At 66.3% G+C, this 14,190-nt stretch carries 16 protein-coding genes; 12 read left to right on the forward strand and 4 right to left on the reverse strand.

What is annotated here, in order from left to right; genetic code table 11:
• Positions 1 to 46: 46 nt before the first annotated feature.
• Positions 47 to 1,417 carry an FAD-dependent oxidoreductase gene (locus ACGFK1_RS07810; RefSeq protein WP_393427656.1) on the reverse strand — a complete coding sequence of 457 codons (1,371 nt, stop codon included), beginning with the start codon at positions 1,415 to 1,417 and terminating at the stop codon, positions 47 to 49.
• Positions 1,418 to 1,470: 53 nt separating this feature from the next.
• Here ACGFK1_RS07810 and ACGFK1_RS07815 point away from each other — a divergent pair, with 53 nt between their 5' ends.
• From ACGFK1_RS07815 to ahcY, 6 genes are all read left to right on the forward strand, one after another.
• Positions 1,471 to 2,940: an amino acid permease gene (locus tag ACGFK1_RS07815; protein WP_393427657.1), complete on the forward strand. Its 1,470-nt coding sequence runs from the start codon at positions 1,471 to 1,473 to the stop codon at positions 2,938 to 2,940.
• 166 nt (positions 2,941 to 3,106) lie between these two features.
• The gene (locus ACGFK1_RS07820) at positions 3,107 to 4,306 is read left to right on the forward strand and encodes an alkane 1-monooxygenase (protein WP_393427887.1); all 1,200 of its coding nucleotides are present in this window, start codon (positions 3,107 to 3,109) and stop codon (positions 4,304 to 4,306) included.
• Entirely contained in the window at positions 4,306 to 4,467 is a 162-nt protein-coding gene (locus tag ACGFK1_RS07825; protein WP_393427658.1) for a rubredoxin, read from the forward strand. The genes ACGFK1_RS07820 and ACGFK1_RS07825 overlap by 1 nt, the downstream gene beginning before the upstream one ends.
• A 21-nt stretch (positions 4,468 to 4,488) precedes the next feature.
• Positions 4,489 to 4,668: a rubredoxin gene (locus ACGFK1_RS07830; RefSeq protein WP_393427659.1), complete on the forward strand. Its 180-nt coding sequence runs from the start codon at positions 4,489 to 4,491 to the stop codon at positions 4,666 to 4,668.
• Entirely contained in the window at positions 4,665 to 5,309 is a 645-nt protein-coding gene (locus tag ACGFK1_RS07835; RefSeq protein WP_393427660.1) for a TetR family transcriptional regulator, read from the forward strand. Before ACGFK1_RS07830 ends, ACGFK1_RS07835 begins: the two co-directional genes overlap by 4 nt.
• 86 nt (positions 5,310 to 5,395) lie before the next feature.
• Positions 5,396 to 6,865 carry an adenosylhomocysteinase gene (ahcY, locus tag ACGFK1_RS07840; RefSeq protein ID WP_393427661.1) on the forward strand — a complete coding sequence of 490 codons (1,470 nt, stop codon included), beginning with the start codon at positions 5,396 to 5,398 and terminating at the stop codon, positions 6,863 to 6,865.
• A gap of 106 nt (positions 6,866 to 6,971) precedes the next feature.
• Here the strand turns inward: ahcY and ACGFK1_RS07845 are convergent, their stop codons facing one another.
• Both ACGFK1_RS07845 and ACGFK1_RS07850 read right to left on the reverse strand, forming a co-directional pair.
• On the reverse strand, positions 6,972 to 7,331 hold the full coding sequence (locus tag ACGFK1_RS07845) for a heme-binding protein (protein ID WP_393427662.1): 360 nt from the start codon (positions 7,329 to 7,331) through the stop codon (positions 6,972 to 6,974).
• A gap of 214 nt (positions 7,332 to 7,545) precedes the next feature.
• Positions 7,546 to 7,674, reverse strand: coding sequence for a hypothetical protein (locus ACGFK1_RS07850; RefSeq protein ID WP_393427663.1), 129 nt, complete (start codon positions 7,672 to 7,674; stop codon positions 7,546 to 7,548).
• Between ACGFK1_RS07850 and ACGFK1_RS07855 the strand changes: the two genes are divergently transcribed.
• The 4 genes from ACGFK1_RS07855 to lpqB are packed head-to-tail and all read left to right on the forward strand — an operon-like array spanning position 7,667 to position 12,475.
• A complete protein-coding gene (locus ACGFK1_RS07855; protein WP_393427664.1) occupies positions 7,667 to 8,296 on the forward strand; it encodes a dTMP kinase in 630 nt (209 codons plus the stop codon). The genes ACGFK1_RS07850 and ACGFK1_RS07855 overlap by 8 nt on opposite strands.
• Before the next feature lie 48 nt (positions 8,297 to 8,344).
• Positions 8,345 to 9,031 (forward strand): two-component system response regulator MtrA, encoded by a 687-nt coding sequence (gene mtrA / locus ACGFK1_RS07860; protein ID WP_393427665.1) that lies wholly within the window; start codon positions 8,345 to 8,347, stop codon positions 9,029 to 9,031.
• A gap of 25 nt (positions 9,032 to 9,056) precedes the next feature.
• A complete protein-coding gene (mtrB, locus tag ACGFK1_RS07865) occupies positions 9,057 to 10,721 on the forward strand; it encodes an MtrAB system histidine kinase MtrB (protein ID WP_393427666.1) in 1,665 nt (554 codons plus the stop codon).
• Entirely contained in the window at positions 10,718 to 12,475 is a 1,758-nt protein-coding gene (lpqB, locus tag ACGFK1_RS07870) for an MtrAB system accessory lipoprotein LpqB (RefSeq protein WP_393427667.1), read from the forward strand. The genes mtrB and lpqB overlap by 4 nt, the downstream gene beginning before the upstream one ends.
• Positions 12,476 to 12,484: 9 nt before the next feature.
• On the opposite strand, the gene ACGFK1_RS07875 is transcribed toward lpqB, so the two are convergent.
• A complete protein-coding gene (locus ACGFK1_RS07875) occupies positions 12,485 to 12,772 on the reverse strand; it encodes a hypothetical protein (protein ID WP_393427668.1) in 288 nt (95 codons plus the stop codon).
• A 204-nt stretch (positions 12,773 to 12,976) separates the two neighbouring features.
• Here ACGFK1_RS07875 and ACGFK1_RS07880 point away from each other — a divergent pair, with 204 nt between their 5' ends.
• Both ACGFK1_RS07880 and ACGFK1_RS07885 read left to right on the forward strand, forming a co-directional pair.
• The gene (locus ACGFK1_RS07880) at positions 12,977 to 13,627 is read left to right on the forward strand and encodes a hypothetical protein (protein ID WP_393427669.1); all 651 of its coding nucleotides are present in this window, start codon (positions 12,977 to 12,979) and stop codon (positions 13,625 to 13,627) included.
• On the forward strand, positions 13,620 to 14,189 hold the full coding sequence (locus ACGFK1_RS07885; RefSeq protein WP_393427670.1) for a DUF6529 family protein: 570 nt from the start codon (positions 13,620 to 13,622) through the stop codon (positions 14,187 to 14,189). Before ACGFK1_RS07880 ends, ACGFK1_RS07885 begins: the two co-directional genes overlap by 8 nt.
• The last annotated feature ends 1 nt before the right edge of the window (position 14,190 follow it).

Consider the following 14,190-nt stretch of genomic DNA (forward strand, 5'->3'; position numbering starts at 1 on the left):
CGACAGTAACTCCAACTGTCGGCCGGGGACTACGACTTTGGACAGCTCAGCTGACGGGGCTGATTGCGGGCGCAATGGCGGGCCGCCGCTTGTCGGCCAGCCAGAGTGCCATGTTGTGCCGGATCGTGCGGCCCACCAGGCGCGCAGACGGCACCATGTAGAGGCTGTCGAGCAGGCTGAACCGGCGCAGAAACCATTCGGCAAGAACAGGATCCGTCTCAGCGGCGCCGAGGAACTGGTCGAACAGGTTGCCCACCAGGCGGTACCACCGCGGCGTCGGCCCGGTGGCACGGTGCAGCACCAGGTCGCCGATCGCGTTCATGGTCCAGACCGGAAAGGTGGTCTTGGCCGCAGCCCGGATGACCTCGCGCTCGAGGTCGGCGCCCGAGGTCTGCAGCACCCGGCGCAGATGACCGGTCTGCAGAGACGTCATCGTCATTCCCTGACCGAACGTCGGGTTGAAACTGACGACGGCGTCCCCGAACGGGATGATGCCTGCGGGAAAGCGGCCCATCTTGTCGTAGCGGCGCCACCGGCTGGCCGGGTATTTGTGTAGCGCCACCTCGCCGATCGGCTCACCCTGCCGGATCGCGGCGGCGACGTGCGGCGGCACGATCTGGTCGGCCAGCGCGCACATGCCCGCGAAATCGTGCGGCGGTTCCACCTTGCCCACCCCGAACGTGGTCAGGCCCCAGGTGCCGTCTTCGTAATACAGCATCCCAAGCCCGAGCGGCTGTTCCCGAGAGGCGCCTGCGACGACGACCTTCTCGGCCAGCAACCCGTCGGGAATGCGCAGTTGATGGGTGGCGTATCCGATGCCGACGTAGACGACGTCTTCGCGTGGGCGCTCAAAACCCCACTGCCCCAGCCACACTGGGAGCCGCGTGCCGCGGCCCGCGGCGTCGACGACGAGGTCGGCGTCCACCGCGTCGCCGGAGTCGAGGACGACGCCGGTGACCCGTTGTCGCGTCGCATCGAAGCGCGGTTCACTGACCCCGACGCGGACGATGTCGACGTTGTCGATCGCCTTCACCCGGCGCCGGATCTGCCATTCCAGGTGCTTGCGGCTCGGCACGTACGCGGTGAACTCGTTCTGCAGTCGATGGTGCGTGCCCAGCACATGGCCCGCCGCGCCGAAGTGGATGCAGTCGGGCCGGTTCTCCAGGATCGGGACGCCGTCGGCGACCATGTCGGCGAGCAGGCCGGGGAAATGCGATTCGAACTCTTGCGCCCCGCGCGCCATCAACAAGTGCACGTGCCGGTCCTGGGGAACCGCCGATCGGTGCGCGGGCGTCTCGGGCAGTTCGTCGCGCTCGTAGACCGTGACCCGGTCGTAGAAGTCGGACAGCACCCGCCCCGCGCACAGACCGGCGAGGCTGGCACCGATGACAACTGCGTGTTTATTAGACCGCCCCATCGGGTGCACAGTACTCGGTACATTCCGGACAACGGACCAGGGAAGGTGCGCTCATGGCCGGTAGATGGCGGACGAAGTCTGTAGAGCAATCCATTGCGGACACCGATGAGCCGGGCACCCGGTTACGCAAGGACCTGACGTGGTGGGACCTCACCGTGTTCGGAGTGTCGGTGGTGATCGGGGCGGGCATCTTCACGATCACCGCGTCGACCGCGGGCAACATCACCGGCCCGGCGATTTCCATCTCGTTCGTCATCGCGGCGGTCGCGTGCGGGCTGGCCGCGTTGTGCTACGCGGAATTCGCGTCGACGGTCCCGGTCGCGGGCAGCGCGTACACCTTCTCCTACGCGACGTTCGGCGAATTCGTCGCGTGGATCATCGGCTGGGACCTGATCTTGGAGTTCGCGGTCGCCGCCGCGGTGGTCGCCAAGGGGTGGTCGAGCTATCTGGGCACGGTGTTCGGATTCGGCGGCGGCACAGCTGTTTTCGGCGGGCTGCAACTCGACTGGGGCGCGCTGCTGATCATCGCGTTCGTCACCGTGATCCTGGCCTGGGGCACGAAGCTGTCGGCGGAGATCAGCCTGGCCATCACCGTGGTGAAAGTGGCGGTGGTGTTGTTGGTCGTCGTGGTCGGGGCGTTCTACATCAACACCGCGAACTTCTCGCCGTTCATCCCGCCGGGGGAGGCCGGCGAGGGCGCCAGCGGCACCGAGCAGTCGCTGTTCTCGCTTATCACCGGCGCCGAAGGCAGCCACTACGGCTGGTACGGCGTGCTTGCAGGCGCCTCCATCGTGTTCTTCGCGTTCATCGGTTTCGACATCGTCGCGACGACGGCCGAGGAGACCAAGAACCCGCAGCGCGACGTGTCGCGCGGCATCATCGCGTCGTTGGCCATCGTCACGGTGCTGTATGTCGCGGTGGCCGTTGTCCTTTCGGGCATGGTCAGTTACACCGAGCTACGCGACGCGGGGGAGAAGGCGAACCTTGCGACGGCCTTCGCCGCCAACGGCGTGGACTGGGCCGCCAAGGTCATCTCGATCGGCGCGCTGGCCGGACTGACCACGGTGGTGATCGTGCTGGTGCTCGGCCAGACTCGGGTGTTGTTCGCGATGTGCCGCGACGGATTGCTGCCCCGTCCGCTGGCCAAAACCGGACCGCACGGCACCCCGGTGCGCATCACGGTGTTGGTCGGGGTCCTGGTCGCGATCACGGCATCGGTGTTCCCGATCGGCAAGCTCGAAGAGATGGTCAACATCGGCACGCTGTTCGCGTTCGTGCTGGTTTCGGCGGGTGTGATCGTGCTGCGTCGGACGCGACCGGACCTCGAGCGCGGGTTTCGGGCGCCGGGAGTGCCCTTGCTTCCGGTGGCGTCGATCCTGGCCTGCGGCTGGCTGATGCTGAATCTGACCGGGCTGACCTGGATCCGGTTCCTGATCTGGATGGCGATCGGCGTGGTCGTCTACTTCCTGTACGGCCGTAGCCATTCGGTGTTGGGCCGCCGGGAGCGTGCCATTTCGGCGTGACGAGCCGCGCTTGAGCGCGACCGTTCACTCCTGAGTTGGGGCGCTGCACGCCCTGTCGTGTTTTACAAAATAAGCCTTTATGTCTAGACGGGCGACAAAATCGACTCTATAGTCAAGCCAACGTCGTGACCGCATTCGCACGAGGAGGCTGGCAGTGACCACGCACATGTCCGAAGTCGACATCGCCCAGTGGCGTGACAGGAAGCGCTATCTGTGGCTGATGGGGCTGATCGCCCCGACGGCACTGTTCGTGATGCTGCCCCTGGTGTGGGCCTTCAACCAGTGGGGCTGGCACGCCGCGGCGCAGGTGCCGTTCTGGATCGGGCCGATCCTGCTCTACGTATTGCTGCCTGCGCTCGATCTGAAGTTCGGCCCGGACGGGCAGAACCCGCCCGACGAAGTGATGGAGCGGCTGGAGAACGACAAGTACTACCGGTATTGCACCTACATGTACCTCCCGTTCCAGTACGCCAGCGTGATCATGGGTGCCTACTTGTTCACCGCATCGGATCTGAGCTGGCTGGGATTCGACGGCGGGCTGGGCTGGCCGGCCAAGATCGGTTTGGCGCTGTCGGTGGGTGTGCTTGGCGGTGTCGGCATCAACACCGCGCACGAAATGGGCCACAAGAAGGACTCGCTGGAACGTTGGCTGAGCAAGATCACGCTGGCGCAGACGTGCTACGGGCACTTCTACATCGAGCACAACCGCGGCCACCACGTCCGCGTCGCCACTCCCGAGGACCCCGCGTCGGCCCGCTTCGGTGAGACGTTCTGGGAGTTCTTGCCGCGCAGCGTGTTCGGCAGCCTGCGCTCGTCGTGGGAGCTGGAGGCCAAGCGGCTCGAACGGGCGGGCAAGAGCAAGTGGCATTGGTCGAACGACGTGCTCAACGCGTGGGCGATGTCGGTGGTGCTCTACGGCCTGCTGATCGCGGTCTTCGGTCTGGCGCTCGTCCCATACATCGTGATCTCGGCGGTTTTCGGATTCACGCTGCTGGAGACGGTCAACTACCTCGAGCACTACGGCCTGCTGCGGCAGAAGACCGAGAGCGGCCGCTACGAGCGGTGCGCGCCCGTGCACAGCTGGAATTCCGATCACATCGTGAACAATCTGTTCCTGTATCACCTGCAGCGGCACAGCGATCACCACGCCAACCCGACACGGCGCTACCAGACGTTGCGCAGCATGGACGGCGCACCGAACCTGCCAAGTGGATACGCGTCGATGATCGCGCTGACCTACTTCCCGCCACTGTGGCGACGCGTGATGGACCATCGGGTGCTCGCGCATTACGGCGGTGACATCACCCGGGTCAACGTGCACCCGCGGGTGCGCGACAAGGTGCTGGCCCGCTATGGAGCGTCCTGATGGCCGCCTACCGCTGCCCCGGCTGCGATTACGTCTACGACGAGGCGAAAGGCGCTGCGCGGGAAGGCTTTCCGGCGGGCACGCCATTCAGTGAAATCCCCGACGACTGGTGCTGTCCGGACTGTGCAGTACGCGAGAAGGTCGACTTCGAAACCGTCTAGAGCCACGGAAAGGAAACCGAAATGGACTACAAGCTGTTCGTCTGCGTGCAGTGCGGATTCACTTACGACGAAGCCAAGGGCTGGCCCGAGGACGGCATCGCACCCGGCACCCGGTGGGACGACATACCCGACGACTGGAGTTGCCCGGACTGCGGCGCGGCGAAATCCGACTTCGAGATGGTGGAGGTCGCCCGTCCGTGACCGCTACGGTTGCGGCTGTGAGCGATGGTCGGAGCGCGCAGCGCATCCCGTACGCCGAGGCGTCCCGGGTGCTGCTGCGCGATTCGATTCTGGACGGCATGCGGGAGCTGCTGCTCACCCGTGACTGGTCGGCGATCACGCTTTCGGATGTCGCGAAGGCCGCCGGCATCAGCAGGCAGACGATCTACAACGAGTTCGGATCGCGGCAGGGCTTGGCGCAGGGCTACGCGCTGCGACTCGCCGACCGGTTGGTGGATCAGATCGAGGACGCCATCGGCGGAAACGTCGGCGACATCTATGCGGCGTTCCTACAGGGGTTCCGCGACTTCTTCGCCGAGTCGGCGTCCGACCCGCTGGTCATTTCGCTGTTCACCGGCACCACCAAACCGGATCTACTGCAACTGATCACCACCGACTCCGCGCCGATCATCACGCGATGTTCGGCGCGGCTGACGGAAACCTTCATGCATAGCTGGGTGCGCACCAGCGAGGAGGACGCCGGCGTGTTGGCCAGGGCCATCGTCAGGCTCGCGATGAGCTATGTCTCGATGCCGCCGGAGGCCGACCACGATGTCGCCAGGGACCTCGCTAGACTCATGACGCCGTTTGCCGAACGCTACGGTGTGATCGAGCAGAGTTAGCGGCGGCGCCGCGCCCGATCGCGGCCTAATATATAACAAAGCTAAGTAAATGCGACGCGCCAACGAGCCACGAGAAGGAATCCCTTATGACCACGACTGAGCAGCGGCTGACGGCCGATGTTCGCAACGGCATCGACTTCAAGGTCGCCGATCTGTCCCTGGCCGATTTCGGCCGCAAGGAGATCCGGCTGGCCGAGCACGAGATGCCAGGGCTGATGGCGCTGCGGCGGGAGTATGCCGATGTGTTGCCGCTCAAGGGGGCTCGGATCTCGGGCTCTTTGCACATGACGGTGCAGACCGCGGTGCTCATCGAGACCCTCGTCGCGCTGGGCGCCGAAGTTCGCTGGGCGTCGTGCAACATCTTCTCGACCCAGGACCACGCGGCCGCGGCCGTCGTGGTGGGCCCACACGGCACCCTGGAGGAGCCGAAGGGCACCCCGGTGTTCGCATGGAAGGGCGAGACGCTCGAGGAGTACTGGTGGGCCGCCGAGCAGATGCTCACCTGGGAGGGCGAGCCCGCCAACATGATCCTCGACGACGGCGGCGACGCCACCATGATGGTGCTGCGCGGTGCTCAGTACGAGAAGGCTGGCGTGGTGCCACCGGCCGAGGATGACGACCCGGCGGAGTGGAAGGTGTTCCTCGGCGTGCTGCGGGAGCGCTTCGAGACCGACAAGAACAAGTGGACGAAGATCGCCGAGTCGGTCAAGGGTGTCACCGAGGAGACCACCACCGGCGTGTTGCGCCTGTACCAGTTCGAGGCGTCCGGCGAACTGCCGTTCCCCGCGATCAATGTCAATGACTCGGTGACCAAGTCCAAGTTCGACAACAAGTACGGCACCCGGCACTCGCTGATCGACGGCATCAACCGCGGCACCGACGTGCTGATCGGCGGCAAGAAGGTGCTGATCTGCGGTTACGGCGACGTCGGCAAGGGCTGTGCGGAGTCGCTTGCCGGTCAGGGGGCCCGGGTGTCGGTCACCGAGATCGATCCGATCAACGCGCTGCAGGCCCTGATGGACGGCTTCGACGTGGTGACCGTCGAGGACGGAATCAGCCAGGCCGACATCGTGATCACCGCGACGGGCAATAAGGACATCATCACGCTCGAGCACATGCGGGCGATGAAGGACCAGGCGATCCTGGGCAACATCGGCCACTTCGACAACGAGATCGACATGGCCGCGCTTGAGCGGTCGGGCGCCAAGAAGCTCAACATCAAGCCGCAGGTCGATCAATGGCTCTTCGACGACGGCAAGTCGATCATCGTGCTGAGCGAGGGCCGACTGCTCAACCTGGGCAATGCGACCGGCCACCCGTCGTTCGTGATGAGCAACAGCTTCTCCAACCAGGTGATCGCGCAGATCGAGCTGTGGACCAAGAACGACGAATACGACAACGCGGTGTACCGACTGGCCAAGCATCTCGACGAGAAGGTGGCGCGCATCCACGTCGAGGCGCTCGGCGGCACGCTGACCAAGCTCACCAAGGAGCAGGCGGAGTACATCAACGTCGACGTCGAGGGCCCGTACAAGCCCGAGCACTACCGATACTGACTCGTCGTCAGACCAAGACCGCCGAGACTGCGGTCAGATCGCAGGTTTACGCCGAAACGCGATCTGGCCGCAGTTTCGCGTTTGAGCGGCCGGCGGCGCCGAGGGGTTACGCGCTGGGCGGGGCCCCGCAGCGGTTCTTGATGTCGACGAGCGGCTGACGGATGTTCGTCATGTCGGCTTGTTCGTCCGGATGAGAAGCCATGTAGCCCTTCACTTTTACGGCAACCTGCTCGCGGGACATGGCCTTGAGGCTCGACATGAAGTCGTTCAGGTCGGGATGGGCGAACAAGTAGGCCGACGTCGAGGCATCGACTCCCGCGCGTACGCCTTCGAGGTCGGCGGCGCTGCAGTTCGGCGGGTTGGCGGCGGGGTCCTGGTTGGCGTGGGCGAGCGGGCTGGCGACGACCAATGCCGCGCCGATCCCGGCGCCGGTGCACGCGGTGGTGACGAGGCGAGACAGAATCATGGCTCACAGTCTGTGCACAACTGGCGCTAATACGCCGTTATCGCAAGCGATTCCACAGGAGATTGGGTCAGCGCTCACAGCCAGCAAGCGTTCAGGCTCGGAGTTACCTAGGTTGCGCCACCTTGTCTGGTGGACGACCCGTGGCGTCGATGAAGTGCTCGTCCACGACGAAGATCGCACGGCCATTGCTGGTGTCGAATAGCAACCCCTTGTGTCAAGCGAACGTGAGCTCGTGCTCGAAGAATCGCCCGATTCTCGAGCGGTAATTCACGTTCGCCGCGAAAAGGGGCACCAGCCAGCCGAACAGCAACGCAGTGGCCGGATAGGCTCCCCGCGTGCTCATCGTGATCGAAGGTGTCGACGGGGCGGGCAAGCGCACGCTGACCGACGGGCTGCGCTCGGCCTTCGAGGCCAATCACAAGTCCGTGGCGAGCGTGGCCTTCCCGCGCTACGGCCGTTCGGTCGAAGCGGACCTGGCGGCCGAAGCCCTGCACGGACAACATGGTGACCTCGCCGACTCCGTATACGCGATGGCCGTTCTGTTCGCCCTCGACCGCGGGGCCGCCAAGGACGAGATCGGGCACCTCACCGCCGCCTACGACGTGGTGATCCTCGACCGTTATGTGGCATCCAACGCGGCATACAGCGCCGCGCGACTGCGTCAAGGCGCCGACGGCGACGTCGTCGAGTGGGTCCGCACCCTCGAATACGAGCGTCTGCGTCTGCCGAGGCCCGACATGCAGGTGCTGCTCGACGTGCCCACCGAACTCGCCGCTGAACGCGCCGAGCACCGCGCCAACACCGAATCCGACCGGGCCAAGGACGCCTACGAACGCGACGACGGCCTGCAGCGGCGTACGGCACATGTGTATGCCGGACTGGCGGCCGCGCAGTGGTGTGGCCGCTGGACGGTGGCCGGACCCGATGTGAACGCCGCCGCGCTCGCCGCCCAGCTGGCTCAATAGCCGACTCGCGGGCGTGCTAGCAGCGTTTTATCCCAATCTGGTGCCACCATGGAGACCATGAGGCAAAGGATTCTGGTTGTCGATGACGACCCGTCGCTGGCCGAGATGCTCACCATCGTCCTGCGCGGGGAAGGTTTCGACACCGCGGTCATCGGCGATGGCACGCAGGCACTCACGGCGGTCCGCGAGCTGCGGCCCGATTTGGTGTTGCTCGACCTGATGCTGCCCGGCATGAACGGCATCGACGTGTGCCGGGTGCTGCGCGCCGACTCCGGTGTGCCGATCGTCATGCTGACGGCCAAGACCGACACCGTCGACGTGGTGCTCGGCCTCGAATCGGGCGCCGACGACTACGTGATGAAACCGTTCAAGCCCAAGGAGCTGGTCGCCCGCGTGCGTGCGCGGTTGCGCCGCAACGAGGACGAGCCTGCCGAGATGCTGTCGATCGCAGACGTCGACATCGATGTGCCCGCGCACAAGGTCACCCGGCAAGGTGAGCAGATTTCACTGACACCGCTGGAGTTCGACCTGCTCGTGGCGTTGGCGCGCAAACCACGGCAGGTGTTTACTCGTGATGTGCTGCTCGAACAGGTGTGGGGATACCGGCACCCCGCCGACACCCGTTTGGTGAACGTGCATGTCCAACGTTTGCGGGCCAAGGTCGAGAAAGACCCGGAGAACCCGCAGGTGGTCCTGACCGTTCGAGGAGTGGGATACAAGGCCGGACCCCCGTGACAAAATTGACCGCTCGGCGGTCGCCGTGATCTTTGGCTCGAGGCGGCGCATGCGGGGCCGCTGGGGGCGTTCGGGACCACTGTTACGCGGATTCGGCGCGCTGAGTCGAGCGATGGGTCTGGCGTGGAAACGCTCCCTGCAGTTGCGGGTCGTGGTGCTCACGCTGGGGCTGTCGCTGGCCGTCATTCTGGTGCTGGGCTTCGTGCTGACCAGCCAGATCACCGATCGCATCCTCGAGGTGAAGGTCCGCGCCGCCACCGAAGAGATCGAGCGCGCGCGCAACACCGTCAGCGGCATCGTCGGAGGCGAGGAAACCCGCTCGCTCGACAGCAGCCTGCAGTTGGCCCGCAACACCCTGATCGACCGGAAGGCCGACACCGGCGCCGGGCTCGCGGGCGCCTTCGATGCGGTCCTCGTCGTTCCCGGCGATGGCCCCCGCGCGGCGACCGCCGCAGGCCCGGTGCAGCAGGTGCCCAACGCGCTGCGCGACTTCGTCAAGGCGGGTCAGGTCAGTTACCAGTACGCGACGGTGCACACCGACGGCTTCTCCGGTCCGGCGTTGATCATCGGCAGCCCGACGTCCTCACCGGTTACGAATCTCGAGCTGTACCTGATCTTCCCGCTCAACAATGAGGAGTCCACCATCGCCCTGGTGCGCGGCACCATGCTGACGGGCGGCGTGGTGCTGCTCGGCCTGCTGGCCGCCATCGCGCTGCTGGTGGCCCGCCAGATCGTGCTGCCAGTGCGGTCGGCGTCGCGGATCGCCGAACGGTTCGCCGAGGGCCACCTCACCGAGCGCATGCCCGTGCGCGGTGAGGACGACATGGCGCGGCTGGCGGTGTCGTTCAACGACATGGCCGAAAGCCTGCACCGCCAGATCACCCAGCTCGAGGAGTTCGGCAACCTGCAGCGCCGGTTCACCTCCGATGTCAGCCACGAGCTGCGCACGCCGTTGACAACGGTGCGGATGGCCGCCGACCTGATCTACGACCACAGCGAGGACCTCGACCCCGCGCTGCGCCGCTCGACCGAGCTGATGGTCAGCGAACTCGACCGCTTCGAGACCCTGCTGAACGACCTGCTGGAGATCTCGCGCCACGACGCCGGCGTCGCCGAACTCTCGGTCGAGGCGGTGGATCTGCGCTCGACAGTGCAAAGCGCGCTCGACAACGTCGGGCACCTTGCAGCCGACGCCGACATCGAACTGATCGTCGACATGCCCGCCGACGAGGTGATCGCGGAGGTCGACTCGCGGCGGGTGGAACGCATCCTGCGCAACCTGATCGCCAACGCCATCGACCACGCCGAGCACAAGCCGGTGCGGATCCGGATGGCCGCCGACGAGGACACCGTCGCGGTGACGGTCCGCGACTACGGCGTCGGGTTGCGGCCCGGCGAGGAGAAGCTGGTGTTCAGCCGGTTCTGGCGCTCGGATCCGTCGCGGGTGCGGCGGTCCGGTGGTACCGGCCTTGGCCTGGCGATCAGCATCGAGGATGCCCGGCTCCACCAGGGCAGGCTGGAGGCGTGGGGCGAACCCGGCAAGGGCGCCTGCTTCCGGCTCACCCTGCCGCTGGTGCGCGGCCACAAGGTGACGACGAGCCCGCTACCCCTCAAACCGACCGGGCAGCCTGCTGGGCGCGAGCGATCCGCGCGCCGGTCCCGCGACCGCGAACCGGCGGAGACGGTGTGAGACGGCTAGTAGCGGCGCTGTGGCTGCTGGCCGTCGTTCTCGCGGGCTGTGCCGGGGTGCCGAGTTCGTCTGCGCCGCAAGCCATCGGCACCGTCGACCGGCCTGCGCCGCCGAGCCTGCCCAAGCCGACACCGGGTATGGACCCCGACGTGCTGTTGCGCGAGTTCCTCAAGGCGACAGCCGATCCCGCGAACCGGCATCTGGCCGCGCGGCAATTCCTCACCGAATCCGCTTCGCGCGCATGGGACGACGCGGGCAGCGCCCTGCTGATCGACAACGTGGTCTTCGTCGAGACACGCGGCCCCGAACGGGTGTCGGTCAGCATGCGCGCCGACATCCTCGGCTCGCTGTCGGACGTCGGCGTCTTCGAGACGGGGGAGGGCGCGCTGCCCGATCCCGGTCCCATCGAACTCGTCAAGACCCCTGGTGGCTGGCGCATCGACCGACTGCCCAATGGGGTTTTCCTTGACTGGCAACAGTTTCAGTCGACCTACAAGCGCAACACGCTGTACTTCGCCGACCCGACAGGACACACCGTCGTCCCTGACCCACGCTATGTCGCGGTGTCCGATGCCGATCAACTGGCCACCGAACTGGTCAGCAAGTTGATCGCGGGTCCGCGGCCCGAGATGACCAACACGGTGCGTAACCTTCTCGGGCCGCCGCTGAAACTCCGCGGCCCGGTGACGCGCGCCGACGGCGGTAAGACCGGTGTCGGCCGCGGCTATGGGGGAGCCCGCGTCGACCTGGAGAATCTGTCCACCACCGACCCGCACAGCAGGCAACTGCTTGCCGCGCAGATCATTTGGACGCTGTCGCGCGCCGGGATCAACGGCCCGTACGTGATCAACGCCGACGGCGCGGCGCTCGACGACCGGTTCGCCGACGGCTGGAACACCTCCGACGTCGCGGCCACCGACCCGGGAGCGGCCGACGGAGCCGCCGCCGGCCTGCATGCGCTGGTCGGTGGAACGCTGATGTCTCTGGACGGTCAGCGCGCGACACGGGTGGCAGGCCAGTTCGGCCAGATGCCGAGCCAGACCGCGGCCGCGGTGTCGCGCACCGGCCAAGAGGTCGCGTCGATCGTGACGCTGCGTCCCGGTGCACCCGACATGGCGTCGTCCCTATGGGTCGGGCCGCTGAACGGCAACGCGACCCAGGCGATGGAGGGGCGCACCCTGTCGCGGCCGAGTTGGGCGCTCGACGACGCGATCTGGGTGGTCGTCGACGGGATCAACGTGGTTCGCGCGATCCAAGACGCGTCAGGGCAACCGGCCCGCATCCCGGTCGACTCCAGCGTGGTGTCGACGCGTTTCCCCGGCGCGATCGCCGAGCTTCAGTTGTCTCGCGACGGCACTCGTGCCGCGATGGTCATCGAGGGCCAGGTGATCCTCGCCGGTGTCGAGCAGACCGCGGGCGGCGGTTACGCGCTGACCTACCCGCGGCGGCTGGGCTTCGGCCTCGGCAACACGGCCGTCTCGCTGTCGTGGCGCACCGGCGACGACATCGTCGTCAGCCGCACCGACCCGCAACACCCGGTGTCCTACGTCAACCTCGACGGGGTCAACTCCGACGGTCCGAGCCGCAATCTGCTGATGCCGGTCACCACTGTGGCCGCTAACCCGTCCACGGTGTACGTCGCCGATGAGCGCGGCGTGCTGCAGCTGTCGGGCTCCGCGGCCGACAACGATCCGGCGTGGGTCGAGGTGCGGCCGCTGATGGTCCCCGATGCGATACCGGTGTTGCCGGGCTGAGGAACCGGCTCAGTCGATGTGCGTCGGTGGGTCGGCGAACGCGAAATCCCACGCGGGCTGGCCGGGGCCCATCGAGTCGCAGCGCTTGACGGGCACCAAGTAGGAACTGGCGCCGCGAGGAATCATCTGCGGCACTGCCGTGCATCGTTGCCAAGTGCCGTCCGGCTGGACTGGTCCATCGCACTTGCTGATGAAGGGTCCGCCGTACAGGCAACCGGCGGTCGCCGGCGGCGCTGCGGCCATCAGTGCCGCGCCCATCAGCACGGCAACAGATCCTCCGACGAGGCAGCGCTTCATGGTTGTCTCCCGTCATATCGCCCCGCAGGCAACGAATGACGGTACCGCTTCTATGCCTGCCATTCGCCGCCTTTGAAGGCTTCCCTATCAGGTGTCTGGCCGGAGCAAGAAAGGTGACTTCGAATCTGAACCGTCGCCCTGCATCGCCCGTTGTGCAGACAAAACCTCGCCAGAGGTGTTTTGCTCGACTCCCAGGAGGGGATGATGAAGATCCGCGGTCCGCTGCTCACTCTGGTCGCCGTCGCGGTGCTCGGGGTAGCCATCTTGGTGATCAACATCTCCAAGGAGGAGCCCGCGCCCTCGGGCAAACCCCCCGCGACGACCGCCACCGCCGCTGCGCCCCCACCGGCGCCCTCACCGGTGACACCGCCGCCGCCCGCGTTTCCCGCCAAGGCCGATTACGTCGGCAAAGTGCCGACGGCCAACGGCACCGTCACGGTTGAGATCACCGTCGAAGGCGACAAGGCCATCGCCTACGCCTGCGACGGCAACACCGTCGAGTCGTGGCTGCGGGGCAGCGCGGTCAACGGCGCGGTGAGCCTTGCGAACAAGGACAAGACGAGCCGACTCGACGGTCGCCTTCAGGGTGACGCGATCGTCGGCACACTGACGATCGCGGACAAGAAGTGGGACTTCAGCGCCGCCATCGCGCAACCGCCGGCGGGCCTCTATGTCTACGAGAACGCGGGTGTGCGTAACAGCTGGGTCGTCGACGCCGACGGGAAGGTGACCGGCGTGCAGCGACGCGAAGACGGTTCGACGAAGCCCGCACCCACGCTGACGACCGACGGCATCGCCAACATCGACGGCATCGAGGTCAGGGCCATCCGAGTCGAGGGCGACAGCGATGTCTGATCCCGCCGCCACCCAACGGATCAGCACCTCGAGAGGAGGCGCCGCGGTGTTGACCGCGGCCGCCCTCGGCGCCCTTGTCGCGGTCGGTCTCGGCGTGTTCGGCAAGCTGCATGAGCCACAATTCTTTTCGATCAGCGTCGCGGGATTTTCCAGCGGCTCCGCCGTCAAGGCGTGGCTGGCGACCATCGCCGTGGTGCTTGCGCTGTTCCAACTGGTTTCCGCCTTCGCGATGTACCGGCTGATCCCCGGCGGCAAGGCGCCGTCGTGGATGCGTCCCGCCCACGTGTGGTCGGGCCGACTGGCGGTGCTGGTCAGCGTTCCCGTCGCGGTGCACTGCTTGTACGCGTTGGGCTTCCAGTCCTACGACAACCGGGTACTGTTCCACTCGCTCTTCGGCTGCTTCTTCTACGGCGCGTTCGTGACGAAGATGGTGCTGCTGACCCGCAAAGGCCTTCGGGCATGGGTGATTCCGGTTGCGGGCGGCCTGGTGTTCTTCGGATTAGTCTACGTCTGGCTGACGTCGGCACTCTGGTTCTTCGACACAAACGGCATCACGTTCTAAC

Origin of the sequence: Mycobacterium sp. NPDC048908, from assembly GCF_043197955.1 — a bacterium.
GTDB lineage: Bacteria > Actinomycetota > Actinomycetes > Mycobacteriales > Mycobacteriaceae > Mycobacterium.

What these genes read in the sequence shown, in the direction of transcription:
- ACGFK1_RS07810 (WP_393427656.1), bottom strand. Translation starts at nt 1,417, where the DNA reads ATGGGGCGGTCTAATAAACACGCAGTTGTCATCGGTGCCAGCCTCGCC.
- ACGFK1_RS07815 (WP_393427657.1), top strand. Translation starts at nt 1,471, where the DNA reads ATGGCCGGTAGATGGCGGACGAAGTCTGTAGAGCAATCCATTGCGGAC.
- ACGFK1_RS07820 (WP_393427887.1), top strand. Translation starts at nt 3,107, where the DNA reads ATGTCCGAAGTCGACATCGCCCAGTGGCGTGACAGGAAGCGCTATCTG.
- ACGFK1_RS07825 (WP_393427658.1), top strand. Translation starts at nt 4,306, where the DNA reads ATGGCCGCCTACCGCTGCCCCGGCTGCGATTACGTCTACGACGAGGCG.
- ACGFK1_RS07830 (WP_393427659.1), top strand. Translation starts at nt 4,489, where the DNA reads ATGGACTACAAGCTGTTCGTCTGCGTGCAGTGCGGATTCACTTACGAC.
- ahcY (WP_393427661.1), top strand. Translation starts at nt 5,396, where the DNA reads ATGACCACGACTGAGCAGCGGCTGACGGCCGATGTTCGCAACGGCATC.
- ACGFK1_RS07845 (WP_393427662.1), bottom strand. Translation starts at nt 7,331, where the DNA reads ATGATTCTGTCTCGCCTCGTCACCACCGCGTGCACCGGCGCCGGGATC.
- ACGFK1_RS07850 (WP_393427663.1), bottom strand. Translation starts at nt 7,674, where the DNA reads ATGAGCACGCGGGGAGCCTATCCGGCCACTGCGTTGCTGTTCGGCTGG.
- mtrA (WP_393427665.1), top strand. Translation starts at nt 8,345, where the DNA reads ATGGAGACCATGAGGCAAAGGATTCTGGTTGTCGATGACGACCCGTCG.
- ACGFK1_RS07875 (WP_393427668.1), bottom strand. Translation starts at nt 12,772, where the DNA reads ATGAAGCGCTGCCTCGTCGGAGGATCTGTTGCCGTGCTGATGGGCGCG.
- ACGFK1_RS07880 (WP_393427669.1), top strand. Translation starts at nt 12,977, where the DNA reads ATGAAGATCCGCGGTCCGCTGCTCACTCTGGTCGCCGTCGCGGTGCTC.
- ACGFK1_RS07885 (WP_393427670.1), top strand. Translation starts at nt 13,620, where the DNA reads ATGTCTGATCCCGCCGCCACCCAACGGATCAGCACCTCGAGAGGAGGC.